Annotated in this window: 21 protein-coding genes; 17 read left to right on the forward strand and 4 right to left on the reverse strand. The window is 53.7% G+C overall.

The features are described 5' to 3' along the window. Positions 1-223 precede the first annotated feature (223 nt). Complete coding sequence (gene metE / locus MUA00_RS01380; RefSeq protein ID WP_271121345.1) at positions 224-2,485, forward strand: 5-methyltetrahydropteroyltriglutamate--homocysteine S-methyltransferase; 2,262 nt, start codon at positions 224-226, stop codon at positions 2,483-2,485. Positions 2,486-2,518: 33 nt separating this feature from the next. Here metE and MUA00_RS01385 read toward each other — a convergent pair whose 3' ends face one another. Continuing rightward, complete coding sequence (locus MUA00_RS01385; RefSeq protein ID WP_271121346.1) at positions 2,519-3,346, reverse strand: dienelactone hydrolase family protein; 828 nt, start codon at positions 3,344-3,346, stop codon at positions 2,519-2,521. A gap of 257 nt (positions 3,347-3,603) precedes the next feature. Between MUA00_RS01385 and udp the strand changes: the two genes are divergently transcribed. From udp to hemB, 10 genes are all read left to right on the forward strand, one after another. Next, on the forward strand, positions 3,604-4,365 hold the full coding sequence (gene udp / locus MUA00_RS01390; protein ID WP_271121347.1) for a uridine phosphorylase: 762 nt from the start codon (positions 3,604-3,606) through the stop codon (positions 4,363-4,365). A gap of 133 nt (positions 4,366-4,498) precedes the next feature. After that, positions 4,499-5,938 carry a DNA recombination protein RmuC gene (gene rmuC / locus MUA00_RS01395; RefSeq protein WP_271121348.1) on the forward strand — a complete coding sequence of 480 codons (1,440 nt, stop codon included), beginning with the start codon at positions 4,499-4,501 and terminating at the stop codon, positions 5,936-5,938. Between the two features lie 85 nt (positions 5,939-6,023). Then, positions 6,024-6,779, forward strand: a complete 756-nt coding sequence (ubiE, locus tag MUA00_RS01400; protein ID WP_271121349.1) for a bifunctional demethylmenaquinone methyltransferase/2-methoxy-6-polyprenyl-1,4-benzoquinol methylase UbiE — start codon at positions 6,024-6,026, stop codon at positions 6,777-6,779. A 13-nt stretch (positions 6,780-6,792) separates the two neighbouring features. Beyond that, on the forward strand, positions 6,793-7,398 hold the full coding sequence (gene ubiJ, locus MUA00_RS01405; protein ID WP_271121350.1) for a ubiquinone biosynthesis protein UbiJ: 606 nt from the start codon (positions 6,793-6,795) through the stop codon (positions 7,396-7,398). Then, on the forward strand, positions 7,395-9,035 hold the full coding sequence (gene ubiB / locus MUA00_RS01410; protein ID WP_271121351.1) for a ubiquinone biosynthesis regulatory protein kinase UbiB: 1,641 nt from the start codon (positions 7,395-7,397) through the stop codon (positions 9,033-9,035). Before ubiJ ends, ubiB begins: the two co-directional genes overlap by 4 nt. A 78-nt stretch (positions 9,036-9,113) precedes the next feature. Continuing rightward, the gene (gene tatA / locus MUA00_RS01415; RefSeq protein WP_271121352.1) at positions 9,114-9,380 is read left to right on the forward strand and encodes a Sec-independent protein translocase subunit TatA; all 267 of its coding nucleotides are present in this window, start codon (positions 9,114-9,116) and stop codon (positions 9,378-9,380) included. Positions 9,381-9,383: 3 nt separating this feature from the next. Next, the gene (gene tatB, locus MUA00_RS01420) at positions 9,384-9,926 is read left to right on the forward strand and encodes a Sec-independent protein translocase protein TatB (RefSeq protein ID WP_271121353.1); all 543 of its coding nucleotides are present in this window, start codon (positions 9,384-9,386) and stop codon (positions 9,924-9,926) included. Between the two features lie 2 nt (positions 9,927-9,928). Next, positions 9,929-10,705: a Sec-independent protein translocase subunit TatC gene (tatC, locus tag MUA00_RS01425; RefSeq protein WP_271121354.1), complete on the forward strand. Its 777-nt coding sequence runs from the start codon at positions 9,929-9,931 to the stop codon at positions 10,703-10,705. Between the two features lie 41 nt (positions 10,706-10,746). Further along, positions 10,747-11,526, forward strand: a complete 780-nt coding sequence (gene tatD, locus MUA00_RS01430; protein WP_271121355.1) for a 3'-5' ssDNA/RNA exonuclease TatD — start codon at positions 10,747-10,749, stop codon at positions 11,524-11,526. Positions 11,527-11,541: 15 nt separating this feature from the next. Beyond that, positions 11,542-12,564 carry a porphobilinogen synthase gene (gene hemB / locus MUA00_RS01435; protein ID WP_271121356.1) on the forward strand — a complete coding sequence of 341 codons (1,023 nt, stop codon included), beginning with the start codon at positions 11,542-11,544 and terminating at the stop codon, positions 12,562-12,564. Between the two features lie 33 nt (positions 12,565-12,597). Here hemB and rfaH read toward each other — a convergent pair whose 3' ends face one another. Then, complete coding sequence (gene rfaH, locus MUA00_RS01440) at positions 12,598-13,086, reverse strand: transcription/translation regulatory transformer protein RfaH (protein ID WP_271121357.1); 489 nt, start codon at positions 13,084-13,086, stop codon at positions 12,598-12,600. A gap of 178 nt (positions 13,087-13,264) precedes the next feature. On the opposite strand from rfaH, the gene ubiD reads away from it, so the two are divergent. Beyond that, the gene (gene ubiD, locus MUA00_RS01445) at positions 13,265-14,758 is read left to right on the forward strand and encodes a 4-hydroxy-3-polyprenylbenzoate decarboxylase (protein WP_271121365.1); all 1,494 of its coding nucleotides are present in this window, start codon (positions 13,265-13,267) and stop codon (positions 14,756-14,758) included. 46 nt (positions 14,759-14,804) lie between these two features. Further along, the gene (gene fre, locus MUA00_RS01450; protein WP_271121358.1) at positions 14,805-15,506 is read left to right on the forward strand and encodes an NAD(P)H-flavin reductase; all 702 of its coding nucleotides are present in this window, start codon (positions 14,805-14,807) and stop codon (positions 15,504-15,506) included. Between the two features lie 169 nt (positions 15,507-15,675). Here the strand turns inward: fre and fadA are convergent, their stop codons facing one another. Together fadA and fadB are read right to left on the reverse strand one after the other, a co-directional pair. Continuing rightward, the gene (gene fadA / locus MUA00_RS01455; RefSeq protein ID WP_271121359.1) at positions 15,676-16,839 is read right to left on the reverse strand and encodes an acetyl-CoA C-acyltransferase FadA; all 1,164 of its coding nucleotides are present in this window, start codon (positions 16,837-16,839) and stop codon (positions 15,676-15,678) included. Positions 16,840-16,848: 9 nt separating this feature from the next. Continuing rightward, entirely contained in the window at positions 16,849-19,038 is a 2,190-nt protein-coding gene (gene fadB, locus MUA00_RS01460) for a fatty acid oxidation complex subunit alpha FadB (RefSeq protein ID WP_271121360.1), read from the reverse strand. Positions 19,039-19,228: 190 nt separating this feature from the next. On the opposite strand from fadB, the gene pepQ reads away from it, so the two are divergent. The 4 genes from pepQ to hemG are packed head-to-tail and all read left to right on the forward strand — an operon-like array spanning position 19,229 to position 23,214. Beyond that, positions 19,229-20,560 (forward strand): Xaa-Pro dipeptidase, encoded by a 1,332-nt coding sequence (gene pepQ, locus MUA00_RS01465; RefSeq protein WP_271121361.1) that lies wholly within the window; start codon positions 19,229-19,231, stop codon positions 20,558-20,560. Beyond that, positions 20,560-21,174 (forward strand): IMPACT family protein, encoded by a 615-nt coding sequence (locus tag MUA00_RS01470; RefSeq protein WP_271121362.1) that lies wholly within the window; start codon positions 20,560-20,562, stop codon positions 21,172-21,174. Before pepQ ends, MUA00_RS01470 begins: the two co-directional genes overlap by 1 nt. 42 nt (positions 21,175-21,216) lie before the next feature. Continuing rightward, positions 21,217-22,668: a Trk system potassium transporter TrkH gene (gene trkH, locus MUA00_RS01475; RefSeq protein ID WP_271121363.1), complete on the forward strand. Its 1,452-nt coding sequence runs from the start codon at positions 21,217-21,219 to the stop codon at positions 22,666-22,668. Between the two features lie 12 nt (positions 22,669-22,680). Next, positions 22,681-23,214, forward strand: coding sequence for a menaquinone-dependent protoporphyrinogen IX dehydrogenase (gene hemG, locus MUA00_RS01480; protein ID WP_271121364.1), 534 nt, complete (start codon positions 22,681-22,683; stop codon positions 23,212-23,214). The last annotated feature ends 309 nt before the right edge of the window (positions 23,215-23,523 follow it).

Consider the following 23,523-nt stretch of genomic DNA (forward strand, 5'->3'; position numbering starts at 1 on the left):
CGCCATGAACAAATTGCGCTTGAGGAATATACAGTACCTGCGGATTATGGATGTGTAAACATCTGGACGTCTAAATCCAGTGTCTTTCGAATTTATGATGCGTTGGCTTCACTCACTGACCCCGGTCACTTACTTAAGTAAGCTCCCGGAGATAAGCGAGCTTACCGCCTTTCCTGAATCCGAAATCCATCTGGATTAATCTAATAAATAAAGAGGCGATAACATGACAATCCATAACCACACCCTCGGTTTTCCTCGTGTCGGCCTGCGTCGCGAACTGAAAAAAGCGCAGGAAAGCTACTGGGCGGGCAATACTACTCAGGAAGAATTGCTGGCGGTGGGCCGCGAGCTGCGCGCCCGTCACTGGGATCAACAAAAACAGGCTGGCGTTGAGCTGCTGCCGGTCGGCGATTTCGCATGGTACGACCACGTTCTGACCACCAGTCTGCTGCTTGGCAACGTGCCGGCTCGTCATCAGAATGCGGATGGCAGCGTCGATATCGATACCTTATTCCGCATCGGTCGCGGCCGTGCGCCAACGGGTGAGCCTGCCGCCGCCGCTGAAATGACCAAATGGTTTAATACCAACTATCACTATATGGTGCCGGAATTTACTAAAGGCCAGCAGTTCAAGCTGAGCTGGACACAGCTTCTGGATGAAGTAGATGAGGCGCTTGCGCTGGGTCATAACGTAAAATCTGTGCTGCTTGGGCCGGTAACTTACCTGTGGCTGGGTAAAGTAAAGGGCGAGCAGTTCGATCGCCTGAGCCTGCTGCAAGACATCCTGCCGGTTTACCAGCAGGTGTTGGCCGAACTGGCAAAACGCGGCATCGAATGGGTGCAAATCGACGAACCTGCTCTGGTGCTGGAATTGCCGCAGGCCTGGCTTGACGCCTTCAAACCAGCATACGACGCGCTGGCTGGCAACGTAAAACTGCTGCTCACCACCTATTTCGAAGGCGTAACGCCGAATCTGAACACCATCACCGCGCTGCCTGTACAGGGTCTGCATGTCGATTTCGTTCACGGTAAAGATGACATTAACGCGCTGCACGAAAAACTGCCTGCCGACTGGCTGCTGTCTGCCGGTGTGATCAACGGTCGTAACGTCTGGCGTGCCGATCTGACGGAAAAATACGCTCAGCTTAAAAACCTCGCAGGCAAACGCGAGCTATGGGTGGCTTCTTCTTGCTCTCTGCTGCACAGCCCAATTGATCTGAGCGTAGAAACTCGTCTGGACGCCGAAGTGAAGAGCTGGTTTGCCTTCGCTCTGCAAAAATGCGCAGAGCTGTCGCTGCTGACTGAGGCTTTGAACAGTGGCAAAACTGACAAACTGATTGAATGGAGCGCCCCGATCCAGGCACGTCGCCACTCGCAACGCGTACATAACGCCGCGGTGGAAAAACGTCTGGCCGCAATTACCGCGCAGGACAGCCAGCGCCAGAGCGACTATGCCGCTCGCGCCCGGGCTCAGCGTCAGCGCTTTAATCTGCCAGCCTGGCCGACCACGACCATTGGTTCGTTCCCGCAAACCACTGAAATTCGCGGTCTGCGTCTGGATTTCAAACAGGGACGTTTGGACGCGGGCAACTATCGCACCGGCATCGCTGAACACATCAAACAAGCCGTTGCTGAACAGGAACGCCTTGGCCTGGACGTGCTGGTACACGGCGAAGCCGAGCGTAACGACATGGTGGAGTATTTCGGCGAGCACCTGGATGGCTTCGTGTTTACCCAGAACGGCTGGGTACAGAGCTACGGCTCTCGCTGCGTGAAGCCACCGGTTGTGATTGGCGATATCAGCCGTCCGGAAGCGATCACCGTGGAATGGGCAAAGTACGCGCAATCCCTGACTGACAAGCCGGTAAAAGGCATGCTGACCGGGCCTGTAACCATCCTGTGCTGGTCATTCCCGCGCGAAGACGTGAGCCGCGAAACCATCGCTAAGCAAATTGCTCTGGCGCTGCGCGATGAAGTGGCTGACCTGGAAGCGGCGGGAATCGGCATCATTCAGATCGACGAACCCGCCCTGCGCGAAGGCCTGCCGCTGCGCCAGTCAGACTGGCAGGCGTACCTGGAATGGGGCGTCGAAGCCTTCCGTCTGAACGCCGCCGTGGTGCGCGACGATACGCAGATTCACACCCACATGTGTTACTGCGAGTTCAACGACATCATGGATTCCATCGCGGCGCTGGATGCGGATGTGATCACCATTGAAACCTCCCGTTCCGATATGGACCTGCTGGAGTCGTTCAAAGAGTTTGAATATCCAAATGAAATCGGACCGGGCGTGTACGATATTCACTCCCCGAACGTGCCGAGCGTGGAATGGATTGAAGCCCTGCTGAAGAAAGCGGCAGAATCCGTTCCGGCAGAGCGCCTGTGGGTGAACCCGGACTGTGGCCTGAAAACCCGCGGCTGGCCAGAAACCCGCGCCGCGCTGGCGAACATGGTGAAGGCGGCGCAGAATTTGCGTAACGCTTAAAAATTTACGCCCCTCGATGAGGGGCGTTTTCTTTTACTTCTTCGCACCATACTGCTCAAACCACTTCAACATGCGCTGCCAGCCATCCTTCGCGGATTCTTCATGGTAGCTCGGGCGATAGTCCGCATTAAATGCATGACCCGCCTCCGGATAAACAATGATTTCCGCGTTGGCATTGGCTGCACGCAGAGCCTGACGCATTGTTTCCACGCTTTCTTGCGAAATACCCGTGTCCTGTCCGCCGTATAACCCTAAAACGGGTGCATTCAGATCGGTGGCGATATCAACAGGATTGCGAGGCGAATTCAGCGTTTTGTCACCCACAAGCTTGCCATACCAGGCGACAGCGGCCTTAAGCTGCGGGTTATGAGCGGCATAAAGCCAGGCGATGCGTCCGCCCCAGCAAAAACCGGTAATCATCAGGCGATGCGCGTCGCCGCCGTGGCGGGTTGCCCAGTTCGCCACATGATCGAGATCGGCCAGCACCTGTGCGTCCGGCACTTTGGAGACCAGCCCGCTAAACAGCGTCTGGATATCGGCGTAATCATTCGGATCGCCCTGACGAAAATAGAGTTCAGGCGCCACGGCCAGATAACCTTCCAGCGCCAGCCGGCGGCAAATGTCGCGAATGTGTTCGTGTACGCCGAAAATTTCCTGGACCACAATCACCACCGGCAAAGGACCGGTCGCGTCTTTTGGGCGCGCGTGCCAGGCGGGCATATTGTCGCCCTGGGAAGGGATGGTCGTTTCGCCAGCCTGAATGGAATCTTCCGGGGTATGGATAACGGTTGATGCAAGCGGTGAGGCTGCCGGTGCAAAACTTCCGCCCGGCTTATTGTGTGTTGGTTGCTCTTCTTTCATTGGCATTCTCCGTACCAGCATTAGCGCAGTGTGATAACTATAGCCAGGATTAGTAGCATCTCTGGTTCGCAAAAAACGCTTTTTGTGCCGTATATCTGAACAAATGCGGCTTGATGTGTGATGTCTGTCACCAATTGGATTGAAAACAATGTAATTTGTTTTATTCAAAGTGAAATGCGTCACGAAATTATACGCAGGGGTTCTGTAAAGTACCGCTTTGCAACGCAAGCCAACCTTACCCAACAGAGGAGTCTGTTATGTCCAAGTCTGATGTTTTTCATCTCGGCCTCACTAAAAACGACCTGCAAGGGGCAACGCTTGCTATCGTCCCGGGCGACCCGGAGCGAGTTGAAAAAATCGCCGCGTTGATGGACAAGCCGGTCAAACTGGCCGCCCACCGTGAATTCACTACCTGGCGTGCGGAAATCGACGGCAAGGCCGTTATCGTTTGTTCTACGGGGATTGGCGGTCCATCCACCTCTATTGCCGTAGAAGAACTGGCACAGTTGGGTATCCGTACCTTCCTGCGCATCGGTACTACCGGCGCTATCCAGCCGCATATCAATGTAGGCGATGTACTGGTGACCACTGCTTCGGTGCGTCTTGACGGCGCCAGCCTGCACTTCGCGCCGATGGAATTCCCGGCCGTTGCAGACTTTGCCTGCACTACCGCGCTGGTTGAAGCGGCGAAATCCGTTGGTGCGACTACGCACATCGGCGTAACGGCCTCTTCGGACACCTTCTACCCGGGCCAGGAGCGCTACGACACCTTCTCCGGCCGCGTGGTAAACCGCTTCAAAGGTTCTATGGAAGAGTGGCAACAGATGGGCGTGATGAACTACGAGATGGAATCCGCTACGCTTCTGACCATGTGTGCAAGCCAGGGCCTGCGCGCCGGGATGGTCGCAGGCGTCATCGTGAACCGCACGCAGCAAGAAATCCCTAACGCCGAAACCATGAAGCAGACAGAAAGTCATGCTGTGAAAATCGTCGTGGAAGCGGCTCGCCGTCTTATCTAGTCCTTCAAGGCCGGTGAAAACCGGCTTAATTTTGCGCTTTGCGTAACGCCTCGCAGGAAATCCCTTTTAATCTGGACATTTATACAGCAGAATTTTACTTTGCTGATGTTTGGCGTGGGCTGTAGGGGGCGTTGTGGATATCTCAATATTATTTGGACTGGGCATTGCTTTGGTTGGCGTGCTGACCGGTTGGTTGCTGGCAAGTTTGTGGGCGCTAAAGCGGCAATCCGTACTCCAGGATGAGCAAAGAGAAATCTACGGCGAGCTTACTGCGGCCAGGCAGGAGCTGCTGCAACAGCAGCACTGGAAAGAAGAGTGCGAGCAGCTTAATCGCGAATTGCGCACCCAGCTTGAAATTAACAGCGCTCAGGAAGCCGATGTGCGTGAATTAACCACGCTTCTTGAACAAACTCGCCTTCACGCCGAAGACAAGCATCGCCAGATGATGAACAGCGAGCAGCGTCTGAGCGAGCAGTTTGAAAATCTCGCCAACCGTATTTTTGAGCAAAGCGGCCGCAAAGTTGAAGAGCAAAATCGCCAGAGTCTCAATGGCCTTCTTACGCCGCTGCGTGAACAGCTCGATGGTTTTCGCCGGCAGGTACAGGAAAGCTTTGGGCAGGAAGCTCGCGAGCGTCACACCCTCACGCATGAAATTCGCAATCTCCAGCAGCTCAATGCGCAAATGGCGCAGGAAGCTCTTAACCTCACCAAAGCGCTAAAAGGCGATAATAAAACCCAAGGGAATTGGGGAGAAGTCGTGCTGACTCGTGTGCTTGAGGCTTCGGGTTTGAGGGAAGGGCATGAATACCAGACGCAGGTGAACATCCAGCTTGAAAATAACAGCCGCATGCAGCCCGATGTCATTGTCCGCCTGCCGCAGGGCAAAGACGTGGTCATTGATGCCAAAATGACGCTGGTGGCCTATGAACGCTATTACAATGGCGACGACGAGCTGACGCGCGAAAACGCGATAAATGAACATATCGCCGCTATCCGCAACCATATCCGCATGCTAAGCCGTAAAGATTATCAGCAGCTTCCCGGCCTGCGCTCCCTGGATTATGTCCTGATGTTTATCCCCATCGAACCAGCTTTCCTGCTGGCTATCGATCGCCAGCCTGAGTTAATCAGCGAAGCGCTGAGAAACAATATTATGCTCGTCAGTCCAACCACGCTGCTGGTGGCGCTGAGAACCATTGCCAATTTGTGGCGTTATGAACACCAAAGCCGTAATGCGCAACAAATTGCCGAACGCGCGGGTCGCCTGTATGACAAAATGCGGCTGTTCGTCGATGACATGACGGCTATCGGACAGGGTCTGGATAAAGCTCAGGATAACTATCGGCAGGCGATGAAAAAACTGGCTTCCGGTCGCGGTAATATCCTCGTACAGGCCGATGCGTTTCGTGGCCTGGGCGTGGAAGTAAAACGTGAGATTAATCCAGATTTAGTCGAACAGGCGCGGCAGGAAGATGAGGATAACGCGGCGCGAATCGGTCATGGAAACGGCGAAGAAACACATCAGGACAGCAACTTAGATAACCGACGCATCGTCGGCGAGCGTCAGGCTTAGGCTTAGCCAGCAGGCTTGAATCATAGGGCTTTAGCGCCCATTCTGTTACACTTCACGAACATTTTTTTGATAAGCAGGCATTGAGATGGTTGACGAATCCCAGGAAACAACACACTTTGGCTTCCGCACCGTAGCGAAAGAGCAGAAAGCCGATATGGTGGCTCATGTGTTCCACTCTGTAGCCGCAAAATACGATGTTATGAATGACCTGATGTCGTTTGGTATTCACCGTATCTGGAAGCGATTTACAATCGACTGCAGCGGCGTGCGTCGCGGGCAGCGGGTGCTGGATCTTGCTGGCGGGACCGGCGATCTGACGGCTAAGTTCTCCCGACTGGTAGGTGAAACGGGTGAGGTTGTGCTGGCGGATATCAACGACTCAATGCTGAAAATGGGGCGTGAGAAACTGCGCAACATCGGCGTTGTCGGCAATGTGAGTTACGTTCAGGCAAACGCGGAAGCATTGCCGTTCCCGGATAACTACTTTGACTGCATCACCATCTCGTTTGGCCTGCGTAACGTTACCGACAAAGAAAAAGCGCTGCGTTCTATGTATCGCGTGCTGAAACCCGGCGGCCGTTTGCTGGTGCTCGAATTCTCAAAGCCTGTCATCGAACCGCTCAGCAAGGCTTACGATGCCTATTCCTTCCATATTTTGCCGCGCATCGGCGAATGGGTGGCTCAGGATGCAGAAAGCTATCGTTACCTGGCGGAATCTATCCGTATGCATCCCGATCAGGACACCCTGAAAGCGATGATGGAAGACGCCGGTTTCGAAAATACCACCTATTACAATCTGACCGCCGGGATTGTTGCCCTTCACCGCGGCTACAAATTCTGACCGGAGGGTGCTGATGCCATTTACACCGCTAGTGACTGCCGGACTCGAAAGCGTCCTTAATACTTTTCTTTGGCGCGATCGCGGACTGAAAGCTGCCCGGCAGCGCCTGCTGGGTAAAGTACTGCGCGTTGAGCTTAAAGAGTTCGCAGCACCGCTGGTTCTGGTCTTTAGCGAACAGCAGCTTGATGTGCTGGGCGAATGGGAAGGCGAAGCGGACTGTCGCGTTATTACGCGCCTTGCGGTCTTACCGAAATTGCGCGACAGACAGCAGCTCACCGCGCTTATCCGCAGCGGCGATCTTGAAGTGCAGGGCGACTTACAGGTTGTGCAAAACTGGGTTGCCTTGATGGATCTGGCTGAATTTGATCCGGCAGAGCTTCTTGCGCCTTACATCGGCGATGTAGCGGCGGAAGGCATCAGCAAAGTATTTCGCGGCGGTGGTAAGCTGCTGAAAAAAGGTTTTAATCGTAATCAGCAATATCTCGCCGAAGCGATTACTGAAGAGTGGCGCATGGCGCCAGGCCCACTGGAAGTAGCATGGTTTGCCGAAGAAACGGCGGCCGTTGAACGGGCAGTCGACGCATTAAGCGCGCGGCTGGACAAGCTGGAGGGCAAATGACGCCAGGAGAAATTCGTCGTCTTTATTTTATCGTTCGTACTTTCCTTAGTTACGGCCTGGATGAGCTGATCCCCAAAATTCGTATTACGCTGCCGTTACGCATCTGGCGGCGTATGTTGTTCTGGATGCCAAACCGCCACCAGGATAAGCAATTGGGTGAGCGTTTACGCCTTGCGCTGCAAGAGTTAGGGCCGGTATGGATCAAATTTGGTCAGATGATGTCCACGCGTCGCGATCTATTCCCGCCGCTTATAGCCGATCAGTTGGCAATGCTGCAGGATCGCGTTGCGCCGTTTGATGGCGTGCTGGCTAAGAAGCAAATCGAACAGGCGATGGGGGGGATTCCCGTCGAGACCTGGTTTGATGATTTTGATATCAAGCCACTTGCTTCAGCTTCCATTGCGCAGGTGCATACCGCCCGTCTGAAAGAAAATGGCCGCGAAGTTGTTATCAAAGTTATTCGCCCGGACATTTTGCCCGTCATCAAAGCGGACATGAAACTGATTTATCGACTGGCGCGTTGGGTGCCTCGTCTGTTGCCGGACGGCCGTCGTTTGCGTCCTCTGGAAGTGGTTCGTGAGTACGAGAAAACCTTAATCGATGAGCTGAATTTGCTGCGTGAAGCGGCGAACGCTATCCAGTTGCGGCGTAATTTCGAAAAAAGCCCGATGCTTTATGTCCCGGAAGTGTTTTCGGATTACTGCAGCCAGGACATGATGGTGATGGAGCGAATCTATGGGGTTCCTGTCTCGGATATCGCCACGCTGGAAAGTCAGGGCACCAACATGAAGCTTCTGGCAGAACGCGGTGTGCAGGTTTTCTTTACTCAGGTATTCCGCGACAGTTTCTTCCACGCCGATATGCATCCCGGCAATATATTTGTCAGCTACGAGCATCCGGAAGATCCGCAATATATCGCTATTGACTGCGGCATTGTCGGCTCGCTGAACAAAGAAGATAAACGCTATCTGGCCGAGAATTTTATCGCCTTCTTTAATCGTGATTATCGTAAAGTTGCCGAGCTGCATGTGGACTCCGGCTGGGTTCCGCTCGATACCAATGTCGAAGAGTTTGAGTTTGCCATTCGTACCGTTTGCGAACCGATATTCGAGAAGCCGCTTGCGGAAATCTCTTTTGGCCACGTGTTGTTAAACCTGTTTAATACGGCCCGCCGCTTCAACATGGAAGTACAGCCACAGTTGGTTTTACTGCAAAAAACGCTTTTATATGTTGAAGGGGTCGGAAGGCAGCTTTATCCCCAGCTAGACTTGTGGAAAACCGCCAAGCCTTTCCTGGAAAGCTGGATTAAAGATCAGGTGGGTATTCCCGCTTTGATTCGATCTTTCAAGGAAAAAGCGCCGTTCTGGGTAGAAAAAATGCCAGAGCTTCCGGAACTGGTTTACGACAGTTTGCGCCAGGGCAAGCATTTACAGCACAGCATTGATAAAATTCAACGCGAACTGCATCAGCATCATGTGCGGCAGGGACAGTCACGCTATCTGTTCGGCATCGGGGCCACGCTTATTTTGAGTGGGACTTTGCTGCTGATAAACAAACCGGAGTGGGAATTTATGCCCGCCTGGTTGATGGCTGGAGGCATCGTGGTCTGGCTAATTGGCTGGCGGCGATCTGCCTGAAATTTAATCGTCATTAACAGGTTCGTGCCGTATAATAACGGGCGTTATACAATCATCTGAGTGATTTGAGGCAACAATATGGGTGGTATCAGTATCTGGCAATTAGTGATCATTGCCGTCATTGTCGTTCTTCTGTTTGGTACTAAGAAGCTGGGTTCTATCGGTTCCGATCTGGGCGCTTCTATCAAGGGCTTTAAGAAAGCCATGAATGATGATGAGCCTAAAGAGAAAGAAAAAGACACATCCGTTGAAGACGCTGACTTCACCGCGAAAAATCTGGGGGATAAACAACCTGGCGACGTAAAAAAAGACGAAGCGAAGAGCAACGATAAAGAGCAGGTGTAAACCGTGTTCGATATTGGTTTTAGCGAGCTGCTGCTGGTCTTCGTGATTGGCCTCGTTGTTCTGGGGCCGCAACGTCTGCCTGTAGCGGTCAAAACGGTGGTTGGCTGGATCCGTGCGCTGCGTTCGCTTGCTGCGACGGTGCAAAATGAGCTGGCTCAGGAACTGAAAATCCAGGAACTGCAGGACAGCCTGAAAAAGGTTGAGAAAGCGAGCATGGATAACCTGACGCCAGAGCTAAAAGCCTCCATGGATGAACTGCGTCAGGCGGCGGAATCCATGAAGCGTTCCTATACGCAGGACCCTGAAAAGGCCAGCGATGAAGCGCATACTATCCATAATCCATTGGTAAAAGATGAACAAGACAGTCGCGAAGGCGTTACGCCTGCTGCGGCTGCTCATCAGGCAAGCGCGCCCGATCAGGCTCCTGAAGTGGACACAACGCAGGCGGCCGAGCCTTTGAGAGAAGCTCCGCATTCTCCGGTTAAACCTGCTCCGGAGCCTGTTTCCACCCCCGTCTCATCTCAACCTTCGAGTGATAAACAGTAAACATGGCCGTTGAAGATACCCAACCGCTCATTACCCATTTGATTGAGCTGCGCAAGCGACTGTTAAACAGCATTATCGCTGTGCTGGTCATTTTTCTGGCGCTGGTTTATTTCGCAAACGACATTTACCAGATCGTATCCGCACCGCTGATAAAGCAGATGCCGATAGGATCAACGATGATTGCCACCGACGTGGCGTCGCCTTTCTTTACGCCGATTAAGCTGACGATTTACGTTTCGATCTTCCTGTCGGCACCCGTCATTCTTTATCAAATTTGGGCGTTTATCGCGCCTGCGTTGTACAAGCATGAACGCAAATTGGTCACGCCGCTGCTGATCTCCAGCTCTTTGCTGTTTTATATCGGTATCGCTTTTGCTTATTTTGTTGTTTTTCCGCTGGCATTTGGTTTTCTGACAAAAACCGCGCCGATAGGCGTGGTAATGTCTACCGACATCAGCAAGTACCTCGATTTTGTCATGACGTTGTTTATGGCATTTGGGGTCGCGTTTGAAGTCCCGGTTGCCATCATCCTGCTGTGCTGGATGGGCGTTACTACTCCGGAAGCGCTCAAGCAGAAGCGTCCTTATATCTTCGTTGGCGCCTTCGTGGTCGGTATGCTTTTGACGCCACCGGACATCTTCTCGCAAACGCTGCTGGCAATACCGATGTACTGTCTGTTTGAAGTCGGCGTGTTCTTCTCCCGCTACTATGTCGGCAAAGGCCGCCGGGATATGGAAGATGTCCAGGAAGACGAAGATCGCTCTGAAAAAGACTCATAATTTAGGCCGCCCATCAGGGCGGTCGTCGTTTGGAACGCTATATGTTTGATATTGGTGTCAATCTAACCAGTACACAGTTTGCCAGAGACCATGCAGAAGTGGTGCAGCGTGCGCAGCAGGCTGGCGTTAGCGGTATGTTGTTGACCGGAACCAACCTTCATGAGAGCCAACAAGCGCTCGCTATGGCGCAGAAATACGTCGGATGCTGGTCTACCGCCGGTGTTCATCCTCACGATGCGAGCCAGTGGGATGAGTCAGCCGCGCAGGCGATAATCGAGCTTGCCGGAGCGCCAGAAGTGGTTGCTATCGGTGAATGCGGGCTGGACTTTAACCGCAACTTTTCAACGCCAGCCGAGCAGGAGTGTGCTTTCACCGCGCAACTGGCGCTGGCTGCCGATTTGGTGATGCCGGTATTTCTTCACTGTCGTGAAGCTCATGAGCGCTTTATCGCCTTGCTTGACCCATGGCTGGATAAATTACCCGGCGTGGTGCTGCATTGCTTTACCGGCACGCAGGCTGAAGCGCGTGAATGCCTGGCCCGCGGCCTGTTTATCGGCATTACCGGCTGGGTATGCGATGAACGCCGTGGCCTTGAGCTGCGCGAATTGCTGCCTGTCATTCCAGCTCAGCAACTTCTGCTGGAAACTGACGCCCCTTATTTGTTACCGCGGGATCTTAAACCCAAACCTGCAACCCGGCGGAACGAACCCTGTTACTTACCCCATATCCTGAATCAGGTAGCCCTTTGGCGCGGAGAAGATCCCGCCTGGCTTGCGCAAGTAACAGATGACAATGCCCGCCGTCTTTTCCGGCTGGCTTAAATCAGGAGAAAGTAAATGAGCTATGCATTTCCCGGTACGTTTCCCGGTCGCCGTATGCGCCGTGTCCGTCGCCACGATTTTAGTCGCCGCCTGGTGGCCGAGAACCAGTTAACGGTTAACGATCTGATTTATCCAGTATTTGTCATGGAAGGTCAGAATCGCCAGGAAGAAGTGGCGTCGATGCCGGGGGTTTATCGTATGACTATCGACCTGTTGCTTAAAGAAGCCGAAGCCGTTGCGAAACTGGGTGTGCCTGTACTGTCTCTATTCCCGGTGATTGAAAGCGCAGGCAAGTCGCTTCATGCCGAAGAAGCCTGGAACCCGAACGGGCTGGTGCAGCGCGCCGTGCGCGCGTTGAAAGATGCGGTGCCAGACTTAGGCTTACTGACTGACGTTGCGCTTGATCCTTACACCACCCACGGGCAGGATGGCGTCATCGATGAAGACGGCTACGTTATCAACGACATCACTCGTGAGATTCTGGTGCGTCAGGCGCTTTCGCATGCGGAAGCTGGTGCAGAAATTATCGCTCCAAGCGATATGATGGATGGCCGCATTGGCGCAATCCGGGACCAACTGGAAAGCGATGGCTTCGTAAACACGCAGATCATGTCCTACGCTGCCAAATACGCTTCCTGTTATTACGGCCCGTTCCGCGATGCTATTGGTTCTTCCGGTAACCTGAAAGGCGGCAATAAAAAGACCTATCAGATGGACCCGGCCAACGGCGACGAAGCTTTACAGGAAGTTGCACAGGATCTGCAGGAAGGTGCGGACATGGTAATGGTGAAACCAGGCATGCCGTATCTGGATGTAGTTCGCCGCGTAAAGGATACTTTTGGCGTGCCGACGTTTGCCTACCAGGTTTCGGGTGAATACGCGATGCATATGGCCGCGATCCAGAACGGCTGGCTGGCAGAAAAACCGGCGATCATGGAATCACTGCTGTGCTTCAAGCGCGCTGGCGCCGATGGCGTATTGACGTACTTCTCTAAGCGCGTCGCGCAGTGGCTGCACGATGAGCACATGCAGCGCTAGATATTAAAGGCCAGCATTCGCTGGCCTTGTGCTTTAAAGCTTCCTGAAATCCGTGTTTTTCACGCTTTGCCTGACCTGCTTATTCAGCAGGTTAAGAAGCAACATAGAGCGCGCTTCGCCGTCCGGCTCGCTGAATATTGCTTCCAGTCCTTCGAACGCCCCTTCGGTAATCACAACGCTGTCTCCCGGATAGGGCGTTTGCGGGTCGGTGACGTTTTCAGGATGATAGTTAATCAACCGATCGATAACATTTTCCGGCACGCTGGCAGGCTGAGAACCAAAGCGAACAAAATGGCTCACGCCGCGGGTGGAGTTGACCGTGGTGGTGTGTATGTTTTCCGGATCGAACTTGACGAACATATAGTTCGGGAACAAAGGTTCACTGACTGCGGTTCGTCTTCCACGCACTATTTTTTCCAGCGTGATCATCGGGGTGAGGCAGTTTACCGCCTGGCGCTCAAGATGCTCTTGCGCCCGCAGCAACTGTCCTCTTTTGCAGTACAGAAGATACCAGGATTCCATAATTTTTCATCTCACCTCATTGAGCGCGCAAGAATAACAAAAGGTCGAACTCAGAGATAGCCAGCACAAGTATAACCAACGACCATCTGATTAACGGCCAAGCAGTAACTCGTTTTTAACAAAAATACAGCATGGCACGGATGAAGTCCGTATAATGGCGGCCATTCTCCGGGCCTGGATTAATTGCATGAAATACCACGACCTACGCGATTTTATTACGCTGCTTGAGCAACGCGGTGAGCTAAAACGTATCGCAATGCCCGTCGATCCGCATCTGGAAATGACTGAAATTGCCGATCGTACCCTGCGGGCAAATGGCCCGGCGCTGCTGTTCGAGAACCCAAAGGGTTACAGCATGCCGGTATTGTGCAATCTGTTTGGCACGCCGAAGCGAGTCGCGATGGGCATGGGGCAGGAAGACGTTTCCGCCTTGCGTGAAGTGGGTAAGCTGTTGGCCTTTCTGAAAGAGCCGGAGCCGCCAAAAGGATTCCGCGATCTGTTCGATAAAATCCCACAGTTTAAACAAGTGCTGAATATGCCGACTAAGCGGCTACGCGGCGCGCCCTGCCAGGAAAAAATCTGGGAGGGAGAGCAGGTCGATTTAAACCGCATTCCCATTATGCAGTGCTGGCCGGAAGACGCCGCGCCGCTGATCACCTGGGGGCTGACTGTGACTCGTGGCCCGCATAAAGAGCGGCAGAATCTTGGCATTTATCGCCAGCAGCTTATCGGCAAGAACAAACTAATAATGCGCTGGCTGTCGCATCGCGGCGGCGCGCTTGATTTCCAGGAATGGTGCGCCGCGCATCCGGGCGAGCGTTTCCCGGTTTCCGTGGCGCTGGGCGCAGACCCGGCAACTATTCTCGGCGCGGTAACTCCCGTGCCGGATACTCTTTCTGAGTATGCCTTTGCCGGGCTGCTGCGCGGTACTAAAACTGAAGTCGTGAAATGTCTTTCTAACGATCTCGAAGTGCCTGCCAGCGCGGAAATCGTGCTGGAAGGCTATATCGAACCGGGTGAAATGGCGCCGGAAGGGCCATACGGTGACCACACGGGATACTACAATGAAGTAGATAACTTCCCGGTATTTACCGTGACCCATATTACCCAGCGTGAGGATGCGATTTACCATTCCACCTATACCGGCCGTCCACCGGACGAACCGGCGGTGCTTGGCGTGGCGCTGAACGAAGTCTTCGTGCCGATTCTGCAAAAGCAGTTCCCGGAAATCGTTGATTTTTATCTGCCACCGGAAGGGTGCTCATATCGCCTTGCGGTCGTGACCATTAAGAAACAGTACGCCGGCCACGCGAAGCGCGTGATGATGGGCGTCTGGTCTTTCCTGCGGCAGTTTATGTACACCAAGTTTGTCATCGTGTGCGATGACGATGTTAACGCGCGTGACTGGAACGATGTTATTTGGGCCATCACTACGCGTATGGATCCGGCGCGTGATACCGTACTGGTCGAGAACACGCCGATCGATTACCTGGATTTTGCCTCGCCGGTTTCCGGCCTTGGTTCAAAAATGGGACTGGATGCCACCAATAAATGGCCAGGAGAAACCCAGCGCGAGTGGGGGCGCCCTATCAAAAAAGATGCGGAAGTCTGTGCGCGTATTGATGCAATCTGGGATGAACTGGCTATTTTCGATGACAGTAAAGACGCCTGAGGGGCGATTTTTACGGTTTTGCATTATTGACCCGAAGAGGGGACGCATGACAACCTTAAGCTGTAAAGTGACCTCGGTAGAAGCGATAACGGATACGGTATATCGCGTTCGATTGCTGCCGGAAGCAGATTTCTCTTTTCAGGCCGGACAGTATTTGATGGTGGTGATGGATGAGCGTGACAAACGCCCGTTCTCCATGGCATCCACGCCGAGCGAACATGAGTTTATCGAGCTGCACATTGGCGCCTCAGAACTCAACCTGTACGCCATGGCCGTAATGGATCGCATTCTGAAGGAAAAAGAAATCGTTGTGGATATTCCGCACGGCGATGCCTGGCTGCGCGACGATGAAGATCGCCCGTTAATTCTGATTGCGGGCGGCACGGGCTTCTCTTACGTGCGCTCCATCCTGCTTACGGCGCTGGCGCGTAACCCGCAGCGTGAAATCGCTATTTACTGGGGCGGTCGCGAAGAGAAGCATCTCTACGATCTGGCCGAGCTGGAAGCGCTTTCGGTGAAGCATGCGAATCTGCGGGTAGAAGCGGTAGTAGAGCAGCCGGAAGAAGGCTGGCGCGGGCGCAACGGCACGGTGTTAACGGCTGTATTGCAGGATTACGGTACGCTCGCCGGACACGATATTTATATCGCCGGGCGCTTTGAAATGGCGAAGATTGCGCGCGATTTGTTCTGTAATGAGCGCGGCGCAAACGTCGATCGTATGTTCGGTGATGCCTTCGCGTTTATTTGATGGCGAAACCGTAAACATAAGCCACCGCATCGTCGGTGGTTTTTGTTTTTCTGCGGTACAAGAAATAAAAAGCCCGCCCCTGACAGGCGGGAAAAACGGCAACTAAACTCTGTGCTTATTGTTGCTGGTGGACGGCGTTAAATGCTCATCCACCGACAAATCTCCGTCATTAAACGCGTTCGATAACGGTGGCGATCCCCTGGCCCAGCCCGATACACATAGTGGCGAGCCCAAACTGCGCATCGCGACGCTCCATTAGATTGAGCAACGTGGTGCTGATTCGGGCACCGGAACAGCCAAGCGGGTGGCCCAGCGCGATGGCGCCGCCGTTAAGGTTAATTTTCTCGTCGATCTGCTCCATTAGCCCCAAATCTTTAATACACGGCAGGATCTGCGCGGCAAAAGCTTCGTTCATCTCAAACAGGTCGATATCGGTGGCGGTCAGGCCCGCTTTCTTCAACGCCATTTTCGAAGCTGGCACCGGGCCGTAGCCCATGATCGACGGATCGCACCCAACCACCGCCATTGAGCGAATGCGGGCACGGATCTTCAGACCCAGCTCTTTAGCGCGTGACTCGCTCATTAACAGCATGGCTGCGGCACCGTCGGACAGCGCCGAAGAGGTGCCTGCGGTGACGGTTCCGTTGACCGGATCGAATGCTGGTTTGAGCGAGGCAAGGCCTTCGACGGTAGTCTCCGGACGGATAACTTCGTCGTAATCAAAGCGTTTAAGCACGCCGTCGGCATCATGGCCGCTGGTGGCGACGATTTCATTTTTGAAATGCCCGGCTTCGGTTGCGGCCCATGCGCGCTGGTGGGAACGGGCGGCAAACCGATCCTGCATTTCGCGGCTGATGCCGTGCATGCGCGCCAGCATCTCAGCGGTCAGGCCCATCATGCCGGCAGCTTTCGCCACGTTGCGGCTCAGCCCCGGATGGAAATCAACACCGTGGCTCATCGGCACATGGCCCATATGCTCCACGCCGCCAATCAGGCAGGCATGCGCATCGCCGGTTTGAATCATACGCGCGGCGTCATGTAGCGCCTGCATGGAAGAACCGCACAGGCGATTCACCGTAACTGCTGGCACGGAGTGCGGTATTTCAGCCAGCAGCGCGGCATTACGGGCAATGTTAAAACCCTGCTCCAGGGTTTGCTGTACGCAGCCCCAGTAAATATCGTCCAGCGTGGCAGCTTCCAGCGCCGGGTTACGCGACAGAATACTGCGCATCAGATGAGCTGAAAGATCCTCCGCGCGAACGTTGCGGAACGCGCCCCCTTTTGAGCGGCCCATCGGGGTACGGATGGCATCAACTATTACAACCTTTTCCATAATCACTCCTCAGGCGCTTTTCAGATCGCTGGCTGGGCGCGCAGGCTCAACCGGGGGATAGTACGGCTCGTTACGGGACGCTTTCGCACGCAGGCCATCGGGCGCCTGGTAAAGCGGGCCGAGATGTTCGTACCGCTGAGCCATATCGAGGTATTTTGCGCAGCCGATAGTGTCTAACCAGCGGAAAGCGCCGCCGTGGAACGGAGGGAAGCCCAGGCCGTAAACCAGCGCCATATCCGCTTCCGCCGGGCTGGCGATAATGCCTTCTTCCAGGCAGCGCGCCACTTCGTTGACCATCGGGATCATCATACGAGCGATAATCTCTTCGTCGCTGAAGCTGTGGCGTGGTTTGCTGACATCGGCCAGCAGCGCGTCGGTAGATTCATCCTGCTCTTTGCGCGGCTTGCCCTTGCTGTCTTCTTTATAGCGATAGAAGCCCTGTTGGGTTTTCTGGCCGTAGCGGCCTGCATCAAACATTGCGTCAATCGCATCGCGATAATCTTTCTGCATGCGCTGCGGGAAGCCAGCGGCCATAACTGCCTGCGCATGATGAGCCGTATCAATACCGACAACATCAAGCAGGTAAGCCGGACCCATCGGCCAGCCAAACTGTTTTTCCATCACTTTGTCGATCTGGCGGAAGTCCGCGCCATCGCGCATTAGCTGGCTCAAGCCTGCAAAGTACGGGAACAGAACGCGGTTAACGAAGAAGCCGGGACAATCATTTACCACGATTGGTGTTTTGCCCATCTTGCTGGCCCATGCGACAACTTTTGCGATGGTTTGCTCGGAGGTTTTCTCGCCGCGAATCACTTCCACCAGCGGCATGCGATGCACCGGGTTGAAGAAGTGCATACCGCAGAAGTTCTCCGGACGCTTAAGGCTGTTTGCCAGCTCGCTAATCGGAATGGTCGAGGTGTTCGAGGCCAGCACCGCATCCGGACGAACTTTTTCTTCCACTTCCGCCAGCACGGCTTTTTTCACTTTCGGATTCTCAACAACGGCTTCAACAACAACGTCGACGCGTTCAAAACCGGCGTAATCGAGCGTTGGATGAATGGTGGCAATCACGCCGGCCAACTTCATGCCGTCAATTTTTCCGCGTTCGAGCTGTTTATTGAGTAATTTACTGGCCTCAGTTATGCCTAACGCCAGCGAGTTCTCGTTAATATCCTTCATTAATACCGGTACGCCTTTCCAGGCCGACTGATAAGCAATGCCGCCGCCCATGATCCCGGCGCCGAGTACGGCAGCCTGTTTCGGGGTTTCGGTATTTTTGGTCAGTTTTTTCGCCTGACCTTTCACATATTGATCGTTGAGGAAAATCCCGACCAGCGCACGGGCCTCGTTAGAGCGAGCCAGAGGCACGAAACTTTGTGTCTCAAGCTGTAAGGCTTCGTCACGGCCAAGCCCTGCCGCAGCTTCTATTGTTTTTACCACCGTCATCGGGGCAGGGTAGTGTTTGCCCGCAATCTGCATCACCATGCCTTTGGCGATGGTAAAGCTCATGGTCGCTTCGATTTTGCTTAAGCGCAGCGGCTCAAGTTTTGGCGCGCGCTTTGCCTTCCAGTCCAGATCGCCTTTAATTGCCTGCTGCAAAACCGCCAGTGCGCCTTCACGCAGCTTTTCGGCTTTTACTACGCCGTCGACCAGGCCGATTTTCTGCGCTTCTGCTGCGCTGACGTCTTTGCCAGCGGTGATAATTTCCAGCGCGCTATCTGCCCCGAGCATGCGCGGCAGGCGGACGGAGCCGCCGAAGCCCGGCATGATGCCCAGCCTGGTTTCCGGCAGGCCAATGCGCGCGTCCGGCGTCGCCAGACGATAATCAGTTGCCAGCACGCATTCGCATCCTCCGCCCAGCGCATAGCCGTTGACCGCAGAGATAGTCGGAACGGGTAGATCTTCCAGGCGGTTAAAGACGCTATTGGCAAATTGCAGCCAGGTTGTCAGTTGCTCCGCAGGCACGAGGAACAGCGAAAGAAATTCGGTAATGTCAGCCCCGACGATAAACGCCGCTTTATTTGAGCTAAGGAGCAGGCCTTTCAGATTGGGCTGCTTTTCCAGAACATCGAGAGCGTGGCCGAGGCTGGCGACGGTCGCGGTGTCGAGTTTGTTGACCGAACCGGGCGCATCGAACACCAGTTCGGCAATGCCATCTTCCAGCCAGTCGAGATGTAGGGTTTCGCCTTGGTAGAGCATGTCAGTCTCCTGAATCCAGCAATGGGATCTGGTCGTACCAGATGGAAGGGAGTGTGGGATTGATGTTAATGAAATGCAAACAACTCATTAAATATTTGCAAAGATGATCACAGCCCCTGGAAATAAGTCGGCCATGTTTACCCTGTGCTAAGATGCGTGCCGAACAGGCATAAAAACAGAAGGGTAAATTATGGATTCACTGGCCTCGCTTTATAAAGATCATGTGGCAACCTTGCAGGAACGCACCCGCAATGTTCTGGCGCGTTTTAATCTTGATGCACTGCTGATTCACTCCGGGGAGCTGCTTAATGTTTTCCTGGACGATCATGCTTATCCGTTCAAAGTTAACCCGCAGTTCAAAGCTTGGGTGCCGGTAACGCAGGTACCGAACTGCTGGCTGCTGGTGGATGGCGTTAACAAACCAAAATTGTGGTTCTACCTGCCGGTAGATTACTGGCACAACGTTGAACCGCTGCCGGAGTCCTTCTGGACTGAAGATATTGACGTGATAGCCCTGCCGAAAGCTGAGGGTATCGGCAGCCAGTTGCCTGCAGCACGCGGCAACATCGGTTATATCGGCCCGGTGCCGGAGCGCGCTTTGCAGCTTGAGATCCAGGCGGCGAACATCAACCCGAAAGGGGTGATTGATTACCTGCATTACCATCGCGCGTATAAAACTGATTATGAGCTGGCATGCATGCGTCAGGCGCAAAAAACCGCTGTTGTTGGTCATCAGGCTGCCCACGAAGCTTTCCTGTCAGGGATGAGCGAGTTCGACATCAATCAGGCGTATCTGACCGCAACCGGCCACCGCGATATCGACGTGCCGTACAGCAATATTGTTGCGCTGAACGAACACGCTGCCGTATTGCACTACACCAGGCTCGATCATCATGTGCCTTCCGAAATGCGCAGTTTCCTACTGGATGCAGGCGCTGAGTACAACGGCTACGCGGCAGACCTGACCCGGACCTGGGCGGCCAACGGCGACAGCGATTATGCGCAGCTCATCAAAGACGTTAACGCCGAACAACTGGCGTTGATCGGCACGATGAAAGCGGGCGAGCGCTACACCGAGTACCACATTCAGTTCCATCAGCGTATTGCGAAGCTGCTGCGTCGCCATCAACTGGTGAATGACATCAGCGAAGAGGCGATGGTTGAAACCGGGATTACCGGGCCGTTTATGCCGCACGGTATTGGTCACCCGCTGGGTCTACAGGTGCACGATGTCGGTGGCTTTATGCAGGATGATACCGGTACACACCTTGCAGCCCCTTCACAATATCCGTATCTGCGCTGCACGCGTGTGCTTGAGCCGCGCATGGTGCTGACCATTGAACCTGGCATCTACTTTATTGAATCCTTGCTCGCATCCTGGCGCGAAGGGCAGTACAGCAAGCACTTCAACTGGCAGCGTATTGAAGCAATGAAACCGTTCGGCGGCATTCGCATCGAAGACAATGTGATCGTTCACGAAAGCACCGTTGAAAATATGACGCGCGATCTGAAACTGGCGTAATGGATAGCTGGCCGATCCCTGCTGAATCCTTTTCCGTCAGCGAGGAAATTAAGAAAAGCCGCTTTATTACATTGGTAGCCCATACTGATGGAGTAGCAGCGGCTAAAGCTTTTGTGGAGCAGGTTCGCGCGCAACATCCTGACGCCCGTCACCATTGCTGGGCGTGGGTGGCGGGAGCACCGCATGATTCGCAACAGCTTGGGTTTTCTGACGACGGGGAGCCCGCCGGGACGGCCGGTAAACCCATGCTTGCTCAACTTATGGGAAGCGGCATTGGCGAAATTACTGCGGTAGTGGTGCGCTACTACGGTGGAATCAAACTGGGTACGGGCGGTTTGGTGAAAGCCTATGGCGGTGGCGTTCAGTTGGCGTTAAATCAACTGCCTACGGCGATCAAAGTGCCATTAACCGAATATACTTTGCAGTGTGATTACGCCCAGCTTGCGGGCGTCGAAGCGCTACTCAAACAAAATAATGGGCTGATCGTGCAAAGTGAATTTCAGGTATCGGTGCGGCTTAAAGTGGCGTTGCCACAAACGCAACTGGCTGAATTTTCATTAAGACTGGCGGATTTTAGCCGCGGTTCATTGCATTTATTGCCGATTGAAGAATAATCCCCACCTCGCTATTTATTAATATTTAAGGAAGCGGCTGAAATGCATTTTCGTGCCATAACCCGAATCGTTGGTCTGCTGGTCATCCTGTTTTCCGGGACCATGATAATTCCCGGGCTGGTTGCCTTAATTTACCGCGATGGTGCTGGCCGCGCCTTTACACAGACTTTTTTTGTCGCGCTGGTGATTGGGTCATTACTCTGGTGGCCAAACCGCCGTGAAAAAAGTGAACTGAAACCGCGCGAAGGTTTCCTGATTGTGGTGTTGTTCTGGACGGTGCTGGGCGGCGTGGGGGCATTGCCCTTCATATTCTCCGAACGCCCGAACCTGACGGTCACCGATGCTTTTTTTGAATCGTTCTCTGGTTTAACCACGACCGGCGCCACCACGCTTGTGGGGCTGGATTCGCTCCCTCATGCCATATTGTTCTACCGGCAAATGCTGCAATGGTTCGGCGGGATGGGGATAATCGTACTGGCCGTAGCTATTTTACCTATTCTGGGCGTCGGTGGGATGCAGCTCTATCGGGCTGAAATGCCGGGGCCGCTGAAAGATAACAAAATGCGCCCGCGCATAGCGGACACCGCGAAAACCCTGTGGCTTATCTATGTACTGCTAACCATCGCTTGTGCGGTGGCGCTGTGGTTTGCCGGAATGCCGGCTTTCGACGCGATAGGACACAGCTTTGCGACCATTTCCATCGGTGGATTTTCAACGCATGATGCCAGCGTGGGGTATTTCAACAATCCCACAATCAACACCATCATGGCTGTTTTTCTGCTGATTTCGGGCTGTAATTACGGTCTGCACTTCTCTTTGCTTAGCGGCCGTAGCTTAAAGGTTTACTGGCGTGACCCGGAATTCCGTATGTTTATTGGCGTGCAGTTAACGTTAGTGATCATCTGTACGCTGGTGCTGTGGTTGCACAGCACTTATCAGTCGGCCCTGCAAACGCTAAACCAGGCGTTCTTCCAGGTCGTGTCCATGGCGACAACGGCGGGATTCACTACCGACAGCATCGCCCGATGGCCTTTATTCCTGCCGGTGCTATTGCTCTGCTCTGCGTTTATCGGCGGTTGTGCCGGTTCTACGGGAGGGGGCCTGAAGGTCATTCGTATCCTGCTGCTGTTCAAACAGGGGAACCGGGAGCTCAAACGCCTGGTGCACCCGAATGCGGTATACAGCATTAAGCTTGGCAACCGTGCGCTGCCGGAACGAATTCTTGAAGCGGTGTGGGGATTCTTCTCCGCGTATGCGCTGGTGTTTATTTTGAGCATGCTTGCGATTATCGCGACGGGCGTAGATGACTTCTCCGCTTTTGCTTCAGTGGCGGCTACGCTTAATAACCTGGGGCCGGGGCTGGGCGTGGTAGCGGATAACTTTGCCAGTATGAACCCGGTGGCGAAGTGGATCCTCATCGGCAACATGCTGTTTGGACGCCTTGAAGTGTTTACTTTATTAGTACTGTTCACGCCAACCTTCTGGCGAGAGTAACCGGAGCCTGTAGTGAAGACTTTGATTCTGTTTTCGACCCGCGATGGGCAAACCCGCGAAATAGCTTCTTATATAGCGTCCGAGTTAAAAGAGCTGGGCATAGAAAGCGAGGTGGTTAACCTGCATCGTAATGGCGATATCAGGTGGGATAATTACGATCGCGTTGTGATTGGCGCCTCTATACGTTATGGCCACTTCCACTCATCGGTTGATGCGTTTGTGAAAAAGCATCAACAGGCGCTGAATGTCATTCCGAGCGCATTCTTTTCCGTAAACCTGGTCGCTCGCAAGCCAGAAAAGCGTACACCGCAAACAAACTCCTATACGCGCAAGTTCCTGCTGAATTCGCCATGGAAGCCAAATCACTGCGCAGTGTTTGCCGGCGCGTTGCGTTATCCGCGTTATGGCTGGTTGGATCGCACAATGATTCGCTTAATTATGAAAATGACCGGTGGTGAAACGGATACGCGCAAAGAAGTGGTTTATACCGACTGGCCGCAGGTAGCGCGTTTTGCTCATGAAATAGCGCATTTATCCATCAAGTAGCGCTCAAAATGCACGAGTTGTTGAAAAAAAATGCGGTCAGTAATTTTTTTGCAATAATCCCTTGTCACGTTCAGAAAAATCCCTATACTGCGCCTCCACTGACACGGCACAACGGCTTACAAACCGGCCCGTCAGGCGGAGTGAAGCAGGAAATAAATGCTTGACTACGTAGCGGGAAAGCGTAATATGCACAGCCCGCGCCACTGAATAACGTGGCACTGCTCTTTAACAATTTATCAGACAATCTGTGTGGGCACTCGCAGGATTGATATCTCAGTACCTTCGGGTACAAAAAAATATCAAGTCTTG

The organism is Dryocola boscaweniae (genome assembly GCF_025215095.1).
GTDB lineage: Bacteria > Pseudomonadota > Gammaproteobacteria > Enterobacterales > Enterobacteriaceae > Dryocola > Dryocola boscaweniae.